Genomic DNA, 15,234 nt, shown 5'->3' with positions numbered 1-15,234 from the left:
TCATCTTTTCTTGTTTGAGACTCTGACCTGTGCGTTTATGCTCTAGCGAGACATTTGGAAAGAATGATGAGAATTCCTGTTAGAACATGGCAAGACGGTCGGGTCTAACCTACTCGCAATCTCGGCGATCACTTCGCGCGCCGACCACGAGCGAGGAGGCACATGATGGACGCTCCGCATCACCGCAGCACGTCAGACCGCGAGCGCCGGCTCCAAAAGACGCGCAGGCTTGCCCAAGCGGCGCAGACGGCCGTAAGCGCCGCGGCAGAAAACCTGATAGCCCGAAAGCATGAGGCGCTCGGGCTATCCAGCGAGCTGTTCCTGGAGTTTGTCGACCCCGCCATGTTCCATGGCGAGGAGCCGCTTCTCGACGAGGAGCATTTCAACACCCTCTTCACCGAATGGGTCCTCTTTGAGTTCCCCGCCTTTGAGGGCCGGACGCCGCTTCAGGAATACCTCGCCCACCCTCCTGCACATGCCGCCAAACAGGATGTCGCACTCATCCGCAAGGTCATCGAAACGCAGTTCTTCTCACGGTTCGAGATTCGCTACAAAGATACGGGCACGGGAATCTGCACGCTCGTGGACGTGTGCACCGACAGGCGCTATGACGTGTTCAACGAAGCGCTCTGCGCCACCGACCGCTGGAGAGACGGGACCATCGCCCTGCGCATAGCCCGCATCGAAGACACTTGGCTGCACGTCGGCCACGTGCAGCTCTATGACCGCGCCGCGCCGATCCATACGAGCGTCGACGGCCCGGGGTTCTTTCACCCCGAGGACCGCATCCGCAAGCCACAGGCTGAGCATGCAGGCTTCTACCTGCGCCTTATTCGCGACATCATAGGCATTGACGGTCGATATCGCCGTACAGCAACATTCGCTCCCTACGGCATGGACAACCGATGACCGCCCAAGATCCGCCCCGGATGTCGAGGCAGACCGCCACATCGATGCGCGTCGAGACGCTTCTTGTCGCGTCAAAACGAATGCGCGCATGCCCTGCTCGACAAGATATACGTCATCTCAAAGAGACAGCCGCTCAGGCAGCAGGTATCGCGGGCAACAACGAGCCTCATCCCCATCTCGTCACGCACGCCGTCTCCTCGAGACCGCGTTGAAATGCATGGCGGAATCCCCGTCACGGGGTTTACCCAGACGGTGTTCGAATGCCTTCGCGAGGCGCCCTTCTCCCTCGGACTCGCCATCGCCGATTCTGCCCTGCGACGCACCGGGCAGTCCCCTGAACAGCTTTGCGCACAGATCGCGCGCGAGCAGAAGCGCCGTCACGGGCTGCGGAGGGCGGCGGAGGTCATCTCGTATGCCGACGGCCGCAGCGAGAACGGAGGGGAATCGCGCGTCAGGGCATTTCTCATCGAACAGGGCTACCTGCTTCCCGAGCTGCAGGTCGAGCTTCCAAACCCGCTCGACCCCCGCGGAGTCTACCGCGTCGACTTCCTCTGGCGCCTTCCCGATGGGCGCATCGTCGTTGGAGAGTTCGACGGAATGGGCAAGTACACCGACGAAAACATGCTGGTAGGCAGCACGACCGCGAAGGCCCTCGTCGCAGAGCGACAGCGCGAAAGCAGGATCACGCTTCTCGGCTTCCCGGTGCTGAGATTCACCTATCAGGACCTGGCCCGCCCCTATCGTCTGCACAACCTGCTCCGCGCAGCCGGAATTCCCCGCAGCCAAGACGCTGCGAGGCGTTTCCACGCATCGTGGAATGCGGCACAGGGCAACCATCCAAAGAGGCGTCCGTAGATACAGACCTAGGCCCGGACTCTGGCTGGACCGTTGCAGAGCCCAGGCTTCCGGCTCTGGCTAGACCATTGCGGGCCCGGGCTCCGGCTCTGGCTGAATCTATACAGAGCGCGGGTTCAGTGCACGGCCCGAACCTCTCTATGGTGCAGACCCGGCATGCAGGCGGACTTCTTGAGAATACAAGCCCGGCACGCTGGTCAACTCCCTGCACGACCGCAGGCCCAGTATGCAGGTCAACTTGTATGGCAAAATGGACGCTTTGGAGAATCTTCTTATGCAGAATGGCCGCTAAGCCCCCAAAAAACGGGTCTTAGCGGCCATGCCCGTGGGAGTAAGACAACGACCACGGGCATGGGATCAAGACTTCGTAGGTGCCGCTTGTACGTTACTCGACAGCCGCCGGGTTACAGACCAAGGGCGTCGGCGACCTCACGTGCGCAGGCGAGGGCGTCGGCCATGGCGTTGACCACGAGCGACGAGCCGGTGCGGGCGTCGCCGGCCACATAGATCGGCGGCGTCTCCGACGAGCCGCACGAGACATGCTCCGCGTCCCGTTCAGACGAGTCCGGCACGCCTGCCGAGGCGCGCCTACCTGCCCACGGCACCTGGAACGTCTCGTTCCTCGCCTTGACGCAGCGATGGGAATCAGGCGCCGTGATCGGCAGAGGACGTCCTTCAGTGGCGACGGCGACCCCTAAGGCGTCGAGCACGCCGCGCTCGGGACCGGTGAAGCCGCAGGCGATAAGCACCAGCTGCGCGGGGATCTCATGCTCAGAGCCCTCGATGCGGACGGGCGACCCGCTCGTCCAGTCAAGATCGACCACGCGCAGCGCCCGGACATGGCCCCCATCATCAAGCTCGACGGCAACCGTATCCTGTGCCCACGTGCGCATCTCGCCACCCATGAGGGCGATGGCCTCTTCTTGGCCGTAGTCGGTCTTGCGCACGAGAGGCCATTCGGGCCAGGGGTTTGACGGCAGCCGGCGCTCGGGCAAGGCGGGCATGAACTCGAGCTGCCGCACCGAACGGGCTCCCTGGCGAACCGCGGTGCCCACGCAATCGTTGCCCGTGTCGCCTCCACCGATCACCACCACGTCGAGGCCCGCGGCACTCAGGGCAGGCTGCTCCCCGGAGAGGACGGCCTTGGTCGAATCGGTGAGATAGTCGACCGCCAAGACCACGCCCGGCGCATCGGCATGCTCGGCCGAGATGCCGCGCGCCGCCCCGGCGCCCACCGCGACCACGACGGCGTCGAAGTCGCGCGCGAGCCCCTCCGCTACCGACCCCTGCGAGGCGTCGGTGTTCAGGAGGAACTCGATTCCAAGCTCCTCCATGAGAGACGTCCTGCGCTCGACCACGTCCTTGGGCAGCTTCATGTTGGGAATGCCATACATGAGCAGGCCGCCGGCGCGGTCCGAGCGCTCCACCACCGTCACGCGGGCTCCCCGGCGCGCGAGCTCCCACGCGGCGACCAGGCCCGCAGGCCCCGATCCCACCACGGCGACGCATGGTGCATCTTCCGCGGCGGGCCCGAACCGACGAGGTCCGCCATGCGCCCACTCCCAGTCGGAAATGGCGCGCTCGTTGTCATGGATGGTGGTGGGCTCGTCATTGACGCGGCCCAGGTTGCAGGCGGCCTCGCAAAGAGCCGGGCACACGCGGCTCGTGAACTCCGGCATGGGGCTCGTCAGCGCCAGACGGGCAGCAGCCTGCTCCCACTGGCCGCGCCACACCAGCTCGTTCCACTCGGGGATGAGGTTGTGAAGCGGGCAGCCGCTTGGCCGAGCCGTTCCAAACGAAGCCCCCATCTGGCAAAACGCCACGCCGCACATCATGCAGCGGCTTGCCTGGACGCGCTGCGACTCGGCGTCGAGGTTCACATACAGCTCTTCGAAGTCGGCCGTGCGCTCTTCCACCGGCCGCAACCCGTGCGCTTGTCGGTCGTGGTCGAGAAATGCCCCCGGCTTGCCCATCTTGGTGTCCTCTCTCTTTTCGCCCGCCTGGCGAGCAGGCGGGCGTGAAACTATCTGCGTTCGATACCTGCGCCCTACGTTCGGCGCCCGCGCGGCAACAAGGCGGCGCGGCCGACAGACATGCCCGCGTCGCCCCGAGGCCGCCTGCCGGGCTATGCGGTCACGGCCTCGAAAGCCGCTTCGAGCGCATCGGCGCGCGAGACACCGCGGCGCTCCTCGGCGGCGACGATGGCTATCACGCGCTCGTAGCCGGGCGACACCACCTTGCGGAAGTGGCGCGAGACGTGCGCGAAGCGATACAGCAGCCGAATGCCGCGCGGACTCGCCGTATAGCGCACGTGCTCCTCGATCAGGGCATGAATCTGCTCGAGCTCGGCATCCGAGGGCGCCACCACATGCACGCTGCCGGTGTTGCACATCGAGTCGAGTGTGCCGTACTCGTCGTAGACAAATGCGACGCCGCCGGTCATGCCCGCGGCAAAATTCTGTCCGACCTCTCCGAGCACCAGCACGCAGCCGCCGGTCATGTACTCGCAACCGCAGGTGCCCACGCCCTCCACCACCACGGTGGCACCGGAGTTGCGCACGCAGAAGCGCTGGCCGGCAAGACCGTTTACGAAGCCCTTGCCGCCCGTGGCGCCGTAGAACGCGACGTTGCCCACGATGGCGTTCTCGTCGAACTTATAGGTCGCGGCCTCAGGCGGACGCACCGAGACGATGCCGCCCGAAAGACCCTTGCCAAAGTAATCGTTGGCGTCGCCCTGCACGTTGAGGGTGATGCCGGCGGGAAGGAAGGCGCCGAAGCTCTGCCCGGCCGAGCCGTCGCAGTCCACCACAATAGACCCTTGCGGAAGCCCCTCGGGATGGGCGCGCGTGACCTCGCTGCCCAGGATGGTGCCCACGCAGCGGTTGACGTTGGCGATGTCGGCACGGAACCGCACGGGGCGCAGGTGCTCGCGAGCATCGCGGGTGAGCGGCAAGAACAGGGTCGCGTCGAGGGTGCGCTCGAGCTCGACGTCGGCGGCCATGCTCGGCAAGAAGTGCCGCCCCTCCGCTCCCTCGATATGTGCGCCGAACTCGCACGACGCGTTCGCAAGCACCGGCGAGAGGTCCATGAGTCCCGCCTTCCAGTTGCCCTCGACCTCTATCTGGCGCAGGCACTCGGGATGCCCCACCATCTCGTCGACGGTCCTAAAGCCAAGGCGCGCCATGACGCCGCGCATCTGCTCCGCCACGAACAGCATGAAGTTCTCGACGTGCTCGGGCTTTCCGGCAAAGCCCTGGCGAAGCCGGCAGTTCTGCGTCGCGATGCCCGCCGGGCAGGTGTCCTGCTGGCAGTCGCGCTGCATGAGGCAGCCCATGGCGACGAGGGGCATGGTGGCAAAGCCGAATTCCTCGGCGCCCAGCAGGCAGGCGACCGCGACGTCGGTGCCGTCCATGAGCTTGCCGTCCGCCTCGAGCACCACGCGGCTGCGCAGGCCGTTGCGCACGAGCGTCTGCTGCGCCTCGGCAAGGCCCAGCTCGAGCGGGAGGCCCGCATGCCAGATGGAATCCCGCGGCGCGGCACCGGAGCCGCCGTTATGGCCAGAGATCAAGATCTTGTCGGCAGCGCCCTTGGCGACGCCGGTGGCGATGGTGCCGACGCCCGCCTCGCTCACCAGCTTCACGCTCACGCGGGCGCGCGGGTTGGCGTTCTTCAGGTCGAAGATGAGCTCCGCCAGGTCCTCGATGGAATAGATGTCGTGGTGCGGCGGCGGAGAGATGAGCCCGATGCCCGGCGTCGAGCGACGGACCTCGGCGATCCAGGGATACACCTTCTTGCCCGGCAGGTGCCCGCCCTCGCCCGGCTTGGCACCCTGCGCCATCTTGATCTGAATCTCGGCGGCAGACCCAAGGTAGCGGCTCGTCACGCCGAAGCGCCCCGATGCGACCTGCTTGATGGCCGAGTTCGCCGAGTCGCCGTTCGCGCGAGGCGTCTCGCGGCGCGGGTCCTCGCCGCCCTCGCCCGAATTTGAGCGTCCATGCAGGCGGTTCATCGCAATGGCGAGGCACTCGTGCGCCTCGCGGCTGATCGACCCGAAGGACATCGCTCCGGTGTTGAAGCGACGCACGATATCGCGAGCGCTTTCGACCTCTTCGAGCGGCACCGGGCTGCGGCCGGAGGCGTCGAAATCCAGAAGGTCGCGAAGCCGCACCGCACGTCCGGCACGGTGGAGACGCCCGCTGTAGGCCGCAAAGGCGTCGGCGTCGTTCTCGCGGCAGGCCTTCTGGAGCAGATAGATGGCCTCAGGGTCGATAAGGTGGTCCTCCCCGCCCAGCGGGCGCCATTTGGTGAGGCCCAGGCTCGGGAGCTCGCCCGGGGCGGGACTTGCCAGGATGCGATCGGCGTCGTCGACGCGCTCGCGCAGCTCGCGCTCGATGTCTGCGACGCCCAGACCGCCCACGCGGCTCACCGTCCCGGCAAAGTGCCTCTCGACAAGCTCCTGGTCGAGGCCGACCGCCTCGAAGATCTGGGCCGAGTGATAGCTCTGCACCGTCGAGATGCCCATCTTGGACATGATCGACACGATGCCCGCCGTCACCGCGCGGTTGTAGTTGTCGATTCCCTCCTCGGCGGCAAGGGCGCGCCCGTCTTTTGCCTGCAGGTCGCCTCGAGCAGCGAGGCGGCGGATGCAGTCGTGCGCAAGGTAGGGATAGATGCCGCTCGCCGAATAGCCCACCAGGGCCGCAAAGTCATGGGCCGAGACGGCGTCCCCCGTCTCCACCACGAGGTCCGCAAACGTTCGCACGCCGGCCCGAATGAGATGGTTGTGCACGGAGGATACGGCCAAAAGCGAGGGTATGGGCACCTCGTCGACGCCGGCGCGGTCCGAGAGCACGATGATGTTCGCCCCGTCGCGGACCGCCTGCTCCACGTCGCGCGCCAGGCGCTCCAGCGCCTCCTCGAGCGCGCCCGGACCCGCCGCGCGCACAAAGACCGCGCGGAAGCGGCGCGCCTTGAACCCCACGCGCTCCACCGCGCAGATGCGCTCGAAGTCCTCTTGGGTGAGCAGCGGGCCGGGCAGGCGAACAAGCTGGCAGGAGGTGCGGGAATCCTCCAGCAGGTTGCCGTGGTTGCCCAGATAGAGCACGGTCGAGGTCACGAAGCTCTCTCGCAAGGCGTCGATGGGAGGATTGGTGACCTGCGCGAAGAGCTCGAAGAAGTAGTCGAAAAACGAACGATGGCGCGCCGACAGGCACGCAAGCGGGGCGTCGATGCCCATGGAGGCCAGAGGCGTGGACGCGGTCTGCGCCATGGGGCGGATCACCTCGTCCACATCGTCCCAGTGATAGCCCAGCCGCGCCATGCGAACCACCGGGTCCACCCCGGAATCCGCCGCAAGCGGTGCCGCCTCAGGCAGCGCGAGGTCGCGCACCTCGAGGGTCTCCTCGGCGATCCAGTCGCGATAGGGCTTCTCCTTGGCGAGGCGCTCGCGCAGCTCGTCGTTGCACACCACGCGCCCGGCGCCCAGGTCGACCTCGAGCATCTCGCCGGGCCCCAGGCAGCCTGCGGTCAGGATGTTCTCCGGCTCGACCTCGATGGTGCCAACCTCGCTCGAAAGCAGGAACCTGTCGTCGCGCGTCACGTAGAAGCGCGCCGGACGCAAGCCGTTGCGGTCGAGCGCCGCGCCCAGGGTGCGCCCGTCGGTATAGGCGATCGCCGCGGGGCCGTCCCAGGGCTCCATCAACATGGACTGGTAGGCATCGTAGGCACGGCGGACATCCGAGAGGGCCTCGTTGTGGTCCCACGGCTCGGGAATCAGCAGCGACGCGGCGCGTGCGAGCGGCCGGCCGTTCATGACGAGAAACTCGAGGACGTTGTCCAGGATCGCCGAGTCAGAGCCCTCGCGGTTGATGATGGGCAGCACGCGCTCCAGGTCATGCTGGAGCAGCGGCGAGTACAGGTTGGGCTCGCGCGCCCGAATCCAGTTCACGTTGCCCTTCAAGGTGTTGATCTCGCCGTTATGGATGATGTAGCGGTTGGGGTGCGCGCGCTCCCAACTGGGCGTCGTGTTGGTCGAGTAGCGCGAATGCACGAGCGCCACGGCGGTCTTCACCGCCGCGTCGTTGAGGTCGGTGAAGAACCGACGCATCTGGGTGGCGACGAGCATGCCCTTGTACACGATCGTGCGAGAACTCATCGAGCAGATGTAGAAGATCTTGTCGGCGAGCGCGTGCTCGGCGTCGGCGCGCTTCTCGATCATGCGCCGGCACACATAGAGGCGCCGCTCGAACGCATCGCCCGGCTCCACCCCCTCGGGCAGACCGAGGAACGCCTGCAGGATCGTAGGCATGCACGCGCGCGCCGTCTCGCCCAGATCATGCGGGTCGACGGGCACCTCGCGCCAGAACAGCAGCGGGACGCCCGCCTCGGCGCAGCCCGCCTCAAAGACGCGGCGGGCATCGGTCACGCCCACCTCGTCCTGCGGGAAGAACAGCATCGCCACCGCATAGCCGCCCTCGTCGGGAAGCAGGTGGCCGCACTTCTGCGCCTCCTTGCGAAAGAAGGTGTGCGGCATCTGGAAGAGGATGCCGGCGCCGTCGCCGGTGTTGTGCTCCAACCCCTTGCCGCCACGGTGCTCCAGGTTGACAAGCACCGAGAGGGCGTCGTCGAGCATTTGGTGCGAACGGGTGCCATTCATGCTGGCCAGGGCACCGATGCCGCAGGCGTCATGCTCAAACTCGGGGCGGTACAGCCCCGTCGCCTTCGACGCGTGCACGCGGGTTTCCTTGCTCGTCTGCATCTGCAACTCCTTCGTCTTCGGTCAGGCGCCCGTCAGGGCGCCCATGATGCCGGCCGCCCCGCGATGCGTCCGCCGTATAAAACAGGCATCGGACCACGGGCGTGGCAAGAGGTGTCGCCACGCCCCCGCCCGCCCCGCCACGCAGGCGGAGAAGGGCGATGCGACAGGGCCGCGCGGCAGCGCCGCTCGGGTGCGAATCGGGCTGACTCATGGTAGGGCGCCCCCGTTGCCAAACCGTTGCCCCCGTGTTTCGCCCCCGTTTCGAAACGAAGGCGTAACGGAAGGCGGGGCATCTGATGATTCTTGACAATCGAGCCCCATGTAAGCGCACGGTAACAATTCGCCACCAAGCAATGTCAGCCATCGTCAGGGCTGTGACAAGTTCTTGCGGCGAGCGAATAGTCACGCACCCGCATCGGTAACGTTGCGAACGGAAACATGCGCAAACGGCCGCAGATCATCTACCGTGCGGTATCCGGCAGTCGCCGGGGCGGCATGCGCATTCAACATCGCATGAGAATAGGAGCACCCGTGAACAAGAGCATGCATGGTCACGCCATGGGACACTCGGTGTCCCGCAGGTCGTTTCTCGCCCTCGTAGGCGGCGCCGCGGCGGTTGCCGTGTCCGCCGGCCTCGGCCTCACCGGCTGCGACGGCGAAGACGCCGCCGCTGCCGTCGACTACAACAGCATGTCGCTCGACGACATCATCGCCCAGGCCAAGGAGGAGGGCGAGATCCAGTCCGTGGGCATGCCCGACACCTGGGCAAACTGGGTCGAGACCTGGGAGGACATCGAGGCCGAGTACGGCATCACCCACGCTGACCAGGACATGTCTTCCTCCGAGGAGCTCGCCATGTTCCGCGAGGAGGGAACCGACGGCACCAAGGACATCGGCGACGTGGGCCAGTCTTGGGGCCCCACCGCCGAGGAGCAGGAGCTCACGCTCAAGTACAAGACCAGCTACTGGGACGAGATCCCCGACTGGGCGAAGGACGACGACGGCGACTGGATCGTGGGCTACTACGGAACCATCTCCATCATGTCCAACGATGACGCGGTGGACGCCCCCACGAGCTTCCAGGACATCCTCGACGGCGACTACACCGTGTGCGTAGGCGACGTCACCGCCGCCGCGGTCGCCCAGTACGCCGTGCTCGCCGCAGCCTACGCCTTCGGCGGCGGCATCGACGACATGCAGCCCGGCTATGACTTCCTGCAGCAGCTCGCCGACCAGGGCCGCCTCGACGTCTCCGACGCGTCGCTCGCCCGCCTGGAGTCCGGCGAGATCGAGGTCTGCCTCAACTGGGACTACAACTCGCTCAACTACCGCGACCAGATCCAGACCAACAACCCCAACGCCTCGTTCAGCGTCAACATCCCCAGCGACGCCAGCATCCAGTCCGGCTACTGCACGATCATCAACAAGAACGCCCCGCACCCCGCGGCCGCCTGCCTCGCGCGTGAGTACATCCTCTCCGACGAGGGCCAGATCAACCTCGCCCGCGGCTACGCAACCCCCATCCGCGACGTCGAGCTGCCCGAGGACGTCGCCGCCCTGCGCCTTCCCGACGAGCAGTACGGCGACCACGTCCAGACGGTCGACGAGTCCGTCTGGAGCGGCGTGTGCCAGGACATGATCACCTGGTATCAGGAGAACATCATCCCCGCGCTGGGATAGTCACACCCGAAAGGAGCGTGACGGGGCGGTCCCAGCGACCGCCCCGTCGTCATTATGGAAAACGTTTTGCAACAAGACGTCGCCAAAGAGCAGGCGACGCAGACATCCCGCACGAAGGTGGCGAAACGGCGGCCTTGGATGGGTTATCTGGCCATCGTTCCGTTCTTCGTCGTGGTCGTGCTCTTCGAGCTCGCGCCGCTCGCGCAGCTTGCCATCGATTCGGTGATCGGACGCGACTCGGGCGTCCTCGGCCTTGAGAACTATCTCCGCGTCTTCACCACCCCGCTGTATACCCAGTCCATCTGGAACAGCGTGTGGATCAGCCTCGTGTCCGCCGTGGCGGGCATCGTCGTGGCGTTCCTCGCCGCGCGCTTCTGCTACGATGCGAGCCCGCGCGTGCGCGACGCCTTCACCATGGTCCTCAACATGATGTCCAACTTCTCGGGCGTGCCGCTCGCCTTCGCGTTCATGATCCTCATGGGCAACGCGGGCGTGCTCACGCTTATCGGCGAGCGCTTCGGCATCCCGTTTTTGGCGAACTTCAACCTCTATGGCGCCGACGGCCTCGTCATGATGTACATCTACTTCCAGATTCCGCTGGCGACCCTGCTGCTGATCCCCGCCTTCGCCGGCATCCGCAGGGAGTGGCGCGAGGCGGCGACGATCCTCAAGGCGTCGACCTTCGACTACTGGTTCCGCATCGTCATCCCCAACCTCATGCCGTCTATCCTGGGCACGCTCTCGGTTCTCTTCTCGAACGCGCTTGCCGCCTATGCCACGGCCTACGCGCTCGTCATGAACAACTACGCGCTGCTGGCCCTGCAGATCACCTCGCGCTTCCGCGGCGACGTTCAGACCGACGCCGCCACGGGCGGCGCGCTCGCGATGGTGCTCATCGCCCTCATGGTGGCCTGTACCCTGATCAACAACTACTTCACGCGCCGCGCCGCCAAGGGGAGGGAGATCGTATGAGCAAGCAAGCCGTCGCCGGCAAGACGTCCCTCGGCGCCAAGATCTTCTTGGGGCTTGTCGCCTTGTATCTGCTGGTCCCCTTTGTCGTGACGCTCATCTACTCGCTGTTCGTGGAGTGGACCGACATCCTGCCGTCCGGATTCACCCTGCGCAACTACGTGGAGCTCTTTAGCAACACCACCTTCTGGATGTCCATCGGGCGCACCCTGGTGCTGTGCATCGTGAGCGTGCTCATCACCATCGCGCTCATCCTCACCGCCATGTACGTCGTGGTGGCCGTGAACCGCAAGTTCTCAGGCATCATGCAGTTCCTCTGCATGATTCCCTATGCGCTGCAGGGCGTCATCCTGTCCATCGGCATCATCTCGTTGTATACCGGCACGGGCACCATCTTGTCGAACCGCCTGTTCATGCTGTTCGGCGCCTACACCATCCTCGTGCTGCCCTACATCTATCAGGGCATCCGCAACGCGCTGAACTCCATTGACGCCGAGCGCCTCATCCAGGCGGCCGAGATGCTCGGCTGCGGGCGCTTCCGCGCCTACGTGCAGGTCGTGCTCCCCAACATCTGGTCGGGCATCCTGGTCTCGAGCCTGCTCGCCGAAAGCATCATCTTCGGCGACTTCGTGCTCGCCAACAACATCGCCGGCACCAACTACCAAAACATCCAGGTGTTCCTCCAGGCCAATATGGATGTCTCCAGCGGCCTGTCCAGCGCCATCGTCGTGGTCATCTTCGTGGTGGTCGCGCTCGTCACCGCGCTGGTGCTCAAGCTGCAGAACACCACCACCAGGAAGGAATCCAACTAATGGCCTACATCGAGTTCCACAACGTCGTCAAGCGCTTTGGCGACAACACCGTCCTCGACCACATCGACTTCGGCATCCAGAAGGGCGACCTGGTGACGCTGCTCGGCCCCTCCGGCTGCGGCAAGTCCACGCTGCTGCGCTGCCTCTCCGGCCTGGAGACCGTCACGGAGGGCTCGATCATCCTCGACGGCGTCGACGTCACCGACATGCCCGCCTCCAAGCGCAACATCGGCATGGTGTTCCAGCAGTACAGCCTGTTCCCCAACATGAACGTGGAGCAGAACATCGCCTTCGGTCTTAAGATGCAGAAGGTTCCCGCCGACCAGATCGCCGAGAAGGTCGCCCACGCCATCGAGCTCGTCGAGCTCAAGGGCAAGGAGCGCACCTACCCCGCGAGCCTCTCGGGCGGCCAGCAGCAGCGCGTGGCGCTCGCCCGCTCCATCGTGACCGAGCCCAAGGTGCTCCTGCTCGACGAGCCGCTCTCGGCGATCGACGCGAAGCTCCGCAAGGCGCTGCAGTCCCGCATCCGCGAGATCCACCAGGAGCTTGGCCTCACCTCCATCTTCGTGACGCACGACCAGGACGAGGCCATGGTCATGTCCGATGTGATCCAGCTGTTCCACGCGGGCCGCATCGAGCAGTCCGGCAGCCCCGTCGAGGTGTACACGCAGCCGGTCTCCGAGTTTGCCGCGAGCTTCATCGGCAGCTACAACCAGCTGTCGCGCGACGAGTTCCATACCGTCACCGGGTCGCAGGTCGCAGCGGGGCACGTGGTCGCCATCCGCCCCGAGACCATCGGCATCTCGAGCGCGCCGGCCGCTCCCAGCGACGACGCCTACCAGGTCAAGGCCATGGTGGTCGACAGCGTCCCCCGCGGCAACGTGTTGCGCTACACCGTGCGCGTGGGCGCCGTGAAGCTGTTCGTCGATACGCTGTTCCGCAGCTTCCAGATGTTCGATCCCGGCGCGGACGTCTATCTGAGCATTCCGAAGCACGATTGCCTGGCCATCCCCGAGGGCGCGCTGCGCGAGGCCGCCTAAGGCATCCCGCACCGCCAAGAGCAATCCACTCCCCTGCCCCCGGCGGTTCCGCTGCCGGGGGCATCGACGTATGAAGGAGCCTTCATGTCGTTTGCCAACCAGACCGCCCTTCCCGCCGCGACGCCTCGCTTCAAGGGCAACCTGCACTGCCACACCACCAACTCCGACGGCCACTGGACGCCCCAAGAGGCTGCCGAGCGCTTCCGCGAGCAGGGATATGACTTCCTCTGCCTGTCCGACCACGACCTCTATACCGACTACAGCCCGCAGCTTGACCGCAGCGACTTCATCATCCTGCCGGGCCTCGAGGCGTCGGCGGTCCTGCTCGACGAGGACGCGTCCGGGGCGCGCCTCGCCACGCACCACATGCATGGCATCCTGGGCACCGACGAGATGGTCGAGGCGGCGCCCGAGCGCTTCAGCCACATGCAAGAGCTGCCGCCCATCGAGCGCCATGGCGGCTGGGACGGCCTCGCGGTCGCCCAGGAGCTTGCAGACACCCTGTCGCGCCATGGATGCATCGTGACCTACAACCATCCCATCTGGAGCCGCGTGGAACCGGCAGACGTCGTGGGACTGACCGGCGCCTTCGGCATCGAGGTCTTCAACTACGACACGCACAACGAGTCGGGGACGGGATATGACACCGTCTATTGGGACCTCATGCTGCGTCGCGGCCAGCGCATCTCGGGCATCGCGGCGGACGACAACCATAACCACGGGCTGTTCGACGATGCCTTTGGCGGATGGATCGTGGTATGTGCGCCCAAGCTCACCCGCAACGACATCGTGCGCGCGCTCCTCTCGGGCGCGTATTACTCGACCTCTGGGCCCGCACTTGACAACTGGGGCGTCACCGATGGCACCGTCTGGGTTGAGTGCAGCCCTTGCGAGCGGGTGAACCTCGTTGCCGGAGGCTACATCAATGCAGGCGCGACCGTGATCGATGAGGGTGGGCGCGGCCTCACCCATGCTGAGTTCAAGCTGCGCGGCGACGAGACGTACCTGCGTGTGGAATGCGTCGACGCCCAGGGCCGCACCGCCTGGTCGAACCCCTTGTACGCCGAATAGGAGGCTCCCGGACCCGAGGGCCCGCGCGGTCGCGAGCGTGAACGCCTGCGGCCCGCGCGGCCGAGAACGAGGCGGGCGGATACGATATGCTTGTGCGCAAACGACCAAGGAGGATGCCATGGCACATTCCGCCCGCATCGATACCGACCGTTTCTGATCACCGAACTTGGAGGGATTTCCCATGGCCACCCCACTGCCCGCCCGATCCATCGTCGACACCCACACGCATACGCACTTCTCTGACGGCGTGGGCACGTTCATGCAAAACGCCGATGCGGCCGTCGCGACCGGATGCCGCGTCATCGTCTCGACCGACCACCTCACCCTGCCGCGCATCATGGACCCCGCCGGAGACGTCCAGGTGGTCGAAGACGAGCTTGCCGCGCATCGCGCGGCGTGGCAGGAGGCGGCCGACGCCCACCCGGAACTCGAGTACATCTATGGCTTCGAGTGCGACTGGTATGAGGGGTGCGAGGACAACATCGTCCGCTGGAGCGAAGGCGCCCGGGTACGCCTGGGGTCCGTCCATTGGCTGGGCGCGCAGGACGACGGCGCCTGGATCGACGACGCGACCGACCAGCACATCTGGCAGGAGCTTGGCCCCGACGAAGTCTGGCGCCGATACGCCGCCACGTGGTGCCGCGCCTGCGAATGCCCGCTGTTCGACACCATGGCCCATCCCGACCTTGCCATGCGGTTCGTGAACGCCGGGTTCGCTCCGACGATCGACCTCGCGCCGCTCTGGGACGAAATGGCAGCGTGCGCACACGACACCGGCAAACGTGTCGAGCTCTCGACCGCCGGATGGCGCAAGGGCGTGGGCGACTACTATCCTGCAGAGGGCCTGCTCGCCCGATTCCAGCAAGCCGAGGTTCCGCTCACCGTGGGGTCGGACGGCCATATGCCCGACGACATCTGCGACGGCATCCTCAAGGCATACGGCCACGCCGCGCGGTTCGGATACCGCTCCATCGACGTCCCGCGAGCCGACGGCAGCTGGGAGGCGATGCCCATCGTCTAGCGCGGCGGTGGATGCTGGGCCAACAAGGCAACGCTTGGCTCTGCGTATTGTATAAACAGTTACTAGATACAGGCTTCAAATATATATGGCGCCCACGACCTCATAATTGGAGGGCGTGGG

At 65.8% G+C, this 15,234-nt stretch carries 10 protein-coding genes; 8 read left to right on the top strand and 2 right to left on the bottom strand.

Annotated elements, in window-relative coordinates:
* Positions 1-162 precede the first annotated feature (162 nt).
* On the top strand, positions 163-909 hold the full coding sequence (locus H6A15_RS02355) for a hypothetical protein (protein ID WP_204672092.1): 747 nt from the start codon (positions 163-165) through the stop codon (positions 907-909).
* A 63-nt stretch (positions 910-972) separates the two neighbouring features.
* Complete coding sequence (locus H6A15_RS02350) at positions 973-1,764, top strand: hypothetical protein (protein WP_204672091.1); 792 nt, start codon at positions 973-975, stop codon at positions 1,762-1,764.
* 404 nt (positions 1,765-2,168) lie between these two features.
* Here the strand turns inward: H6A15_RS02350 and H6A15_RS02345 are convergent, their stop codons facing one another.
* Positions 2,169-3,737 (bottom strand): glutamate synthase subunit beta, encoded by a 1,569-nt coding sequence (locus H6A15_RS02345; protein WP_204672090.1) that lies wholly within the window; start codon positions 3,735-3,737, stop codon positions 2,169-2,171.
* A gap of 152 nt (positions 3,738-3,889) precedes the next feature.
* Entirely contained in the window at positions 3,890-8,521 is a 4,632-nt protein-coding gene (gene gltB / locus H6A15_RS02340) for a glutamate synthase large subunit (RefSeq protein ID WP_204672089.1), read from the bottom strand.
* Positions 8,522-9,052: 531 nt separating this feature from the next.
* On the opposite strand from gltB, the gene H6A15_RS02335 reads away from it, so the two are divergent.
* The 6 genes from H6A15_RS02335 (at position 9,053) to H6A15_RS02310 (ending at position 15,114) form a co-directional block, all read left to right on the top strand.
* A complete protein-coding gene (locus tag H6A15_RS02335) occupies positions 9,053-10,201 on the top strand; it encodes an ABC transporter substrate-binding protein (protein ID WP_342635792.1) in 1,149 nt (382 codons plus the stop codon).
* Between the two features lie 138 nt (positions 10,202-10,339).
* Positions 10,340-11,173, top strand: coding sequence for an ABC transporter permease (locus tag H6A15_RS02330; RefSeq protein ID WP_204672088.1), 834 nt, complete (start codon positions 10,340-10,342; stop codon positions 11,171-11,173).
* Positions 11,170-11,982 (top strand): ABC transporter permease, encoded by an 813-nt coding sequence (locus tag H6A15_RS02325; RefSeq protein WP_204672087.1) that lies wholly within the window; start codon positions 11,170-11,172, stop codon positions 11,980-11,982. The genes H6A15_RS02330 and H6A15_RS02325 overlap by 4 nt, the downstream gene beginning before the upstream one ends.
* Positions 11,982-13,022: an ABC transporter ATP-binding protein gene (locus H6A15_RS02320; protein WP_204672086.1), complete on the top strand. Its 1,041-nt coding sequence runs from the start codon at positions 11,982-11,984 to the stop codon at positions 13,020-13,022. The genes H6A15_RS02325 and H6A15_RS02320 overlap by 1 nt, the downstream gene beginning before the upstream one ends.
* 84 nt (positions 13,023-13,106) lie before the next feature.
* Positions 13,107-14,093 carry a PHP domain-containing protein gene (locus tag H6A15_RS02315; protein WP_204672085.1) on the top strand — a complete coding sequence of 329 codons (987 nt, stop codon included), beginning with the start codon at positions 13,107-13,109 and terminating at the stop codon, positions 14,091-14,093.
* Between the two features lie 181 nt (positions 14,094-14,274).
* On the top strand, positions 14,275-15,114 hold the full coding sequence (locus tag H6A15_RS02310; protein ID WP_204672084.1) for a PHP domain-containing protein: 840 nt from the start codon (positions 14,275-14,277) through the stop codon (positions 15,112-15,114).
* Positions 15,115-15,234 lie beyond the last annotated feature (120 nt).

The sequence above is a fragment of the Enorma phocaeensis genome (assembly GCF_016901575.1).
In the GTDB taxonomy this organism is placed as follows: Bacteria; Actinomycetota; Coriobacteriia; order Coriobacteriales; family Coriobacteriaceae; genus Limicola; species Limicola phocaeensis_A.
The sequence above is the reverse complement of the archived record's forward strand: the minus strand, read 5'-3'. Positions and strand labels throughout refer to the sequence as shown.

Coding starts and splice junctions, on each gene's coding strand:
- H6A15_RS02355 (WP_204672092.1), top strand. CDS start 163: ATGATGGACGCTCCGCATCACCGCAGCACGTCAGACCGCGAGCGCCGG.
- H6A15_RS02345 (WP_204672090.1), bottom strand. CDS start 3,737: ATGGGCAAGCCGGGGGCATTTCTCGACCACGACCGACAAGCGCACGGG.
- gltB (WP_204672089.1), bottom strand. CDS start 8,521: ATGCAGACGAGCAAGGAAACCCGCGTGCACGCGTCGAAGGCGACGGGG.
- H6A15_RS02330 (WP_204672088.1), top strand. CDS start 10,340: ATGGGTTATCTGGCCATCGTTCCGTTCTTCGTCGTGGTCGTGCTCTTC.
- H6A15_RS02325 (WP_204672087.1), top strand. CDS start 11,170: ATGAGCAAGCAAGCCGTCGCCGGCAAGACGTCCCTCGGCGCCAAGATC.
- H6A15_RS02320 (WP_204672086.1), top strand. CDS start 11,982: ATGGCCTACATCGAGTTCCACAACGTCGTCAAGCGCTTTGGCGACAAC.
- H6A15_RS02315 (WP_204672085.1), top strand. CDS start 13,107: ATGTCGTTTGCCAACCAGACCGCCCTTCCCGCCGCGACGCCTCGCTTC.
- H6A15_RS02310 (WP_204672084.1), top strand. CDS start 14,275: ATGGCCACCCCACTGCCCGCCCGATCCATCGTCGACACCCACACGCAT.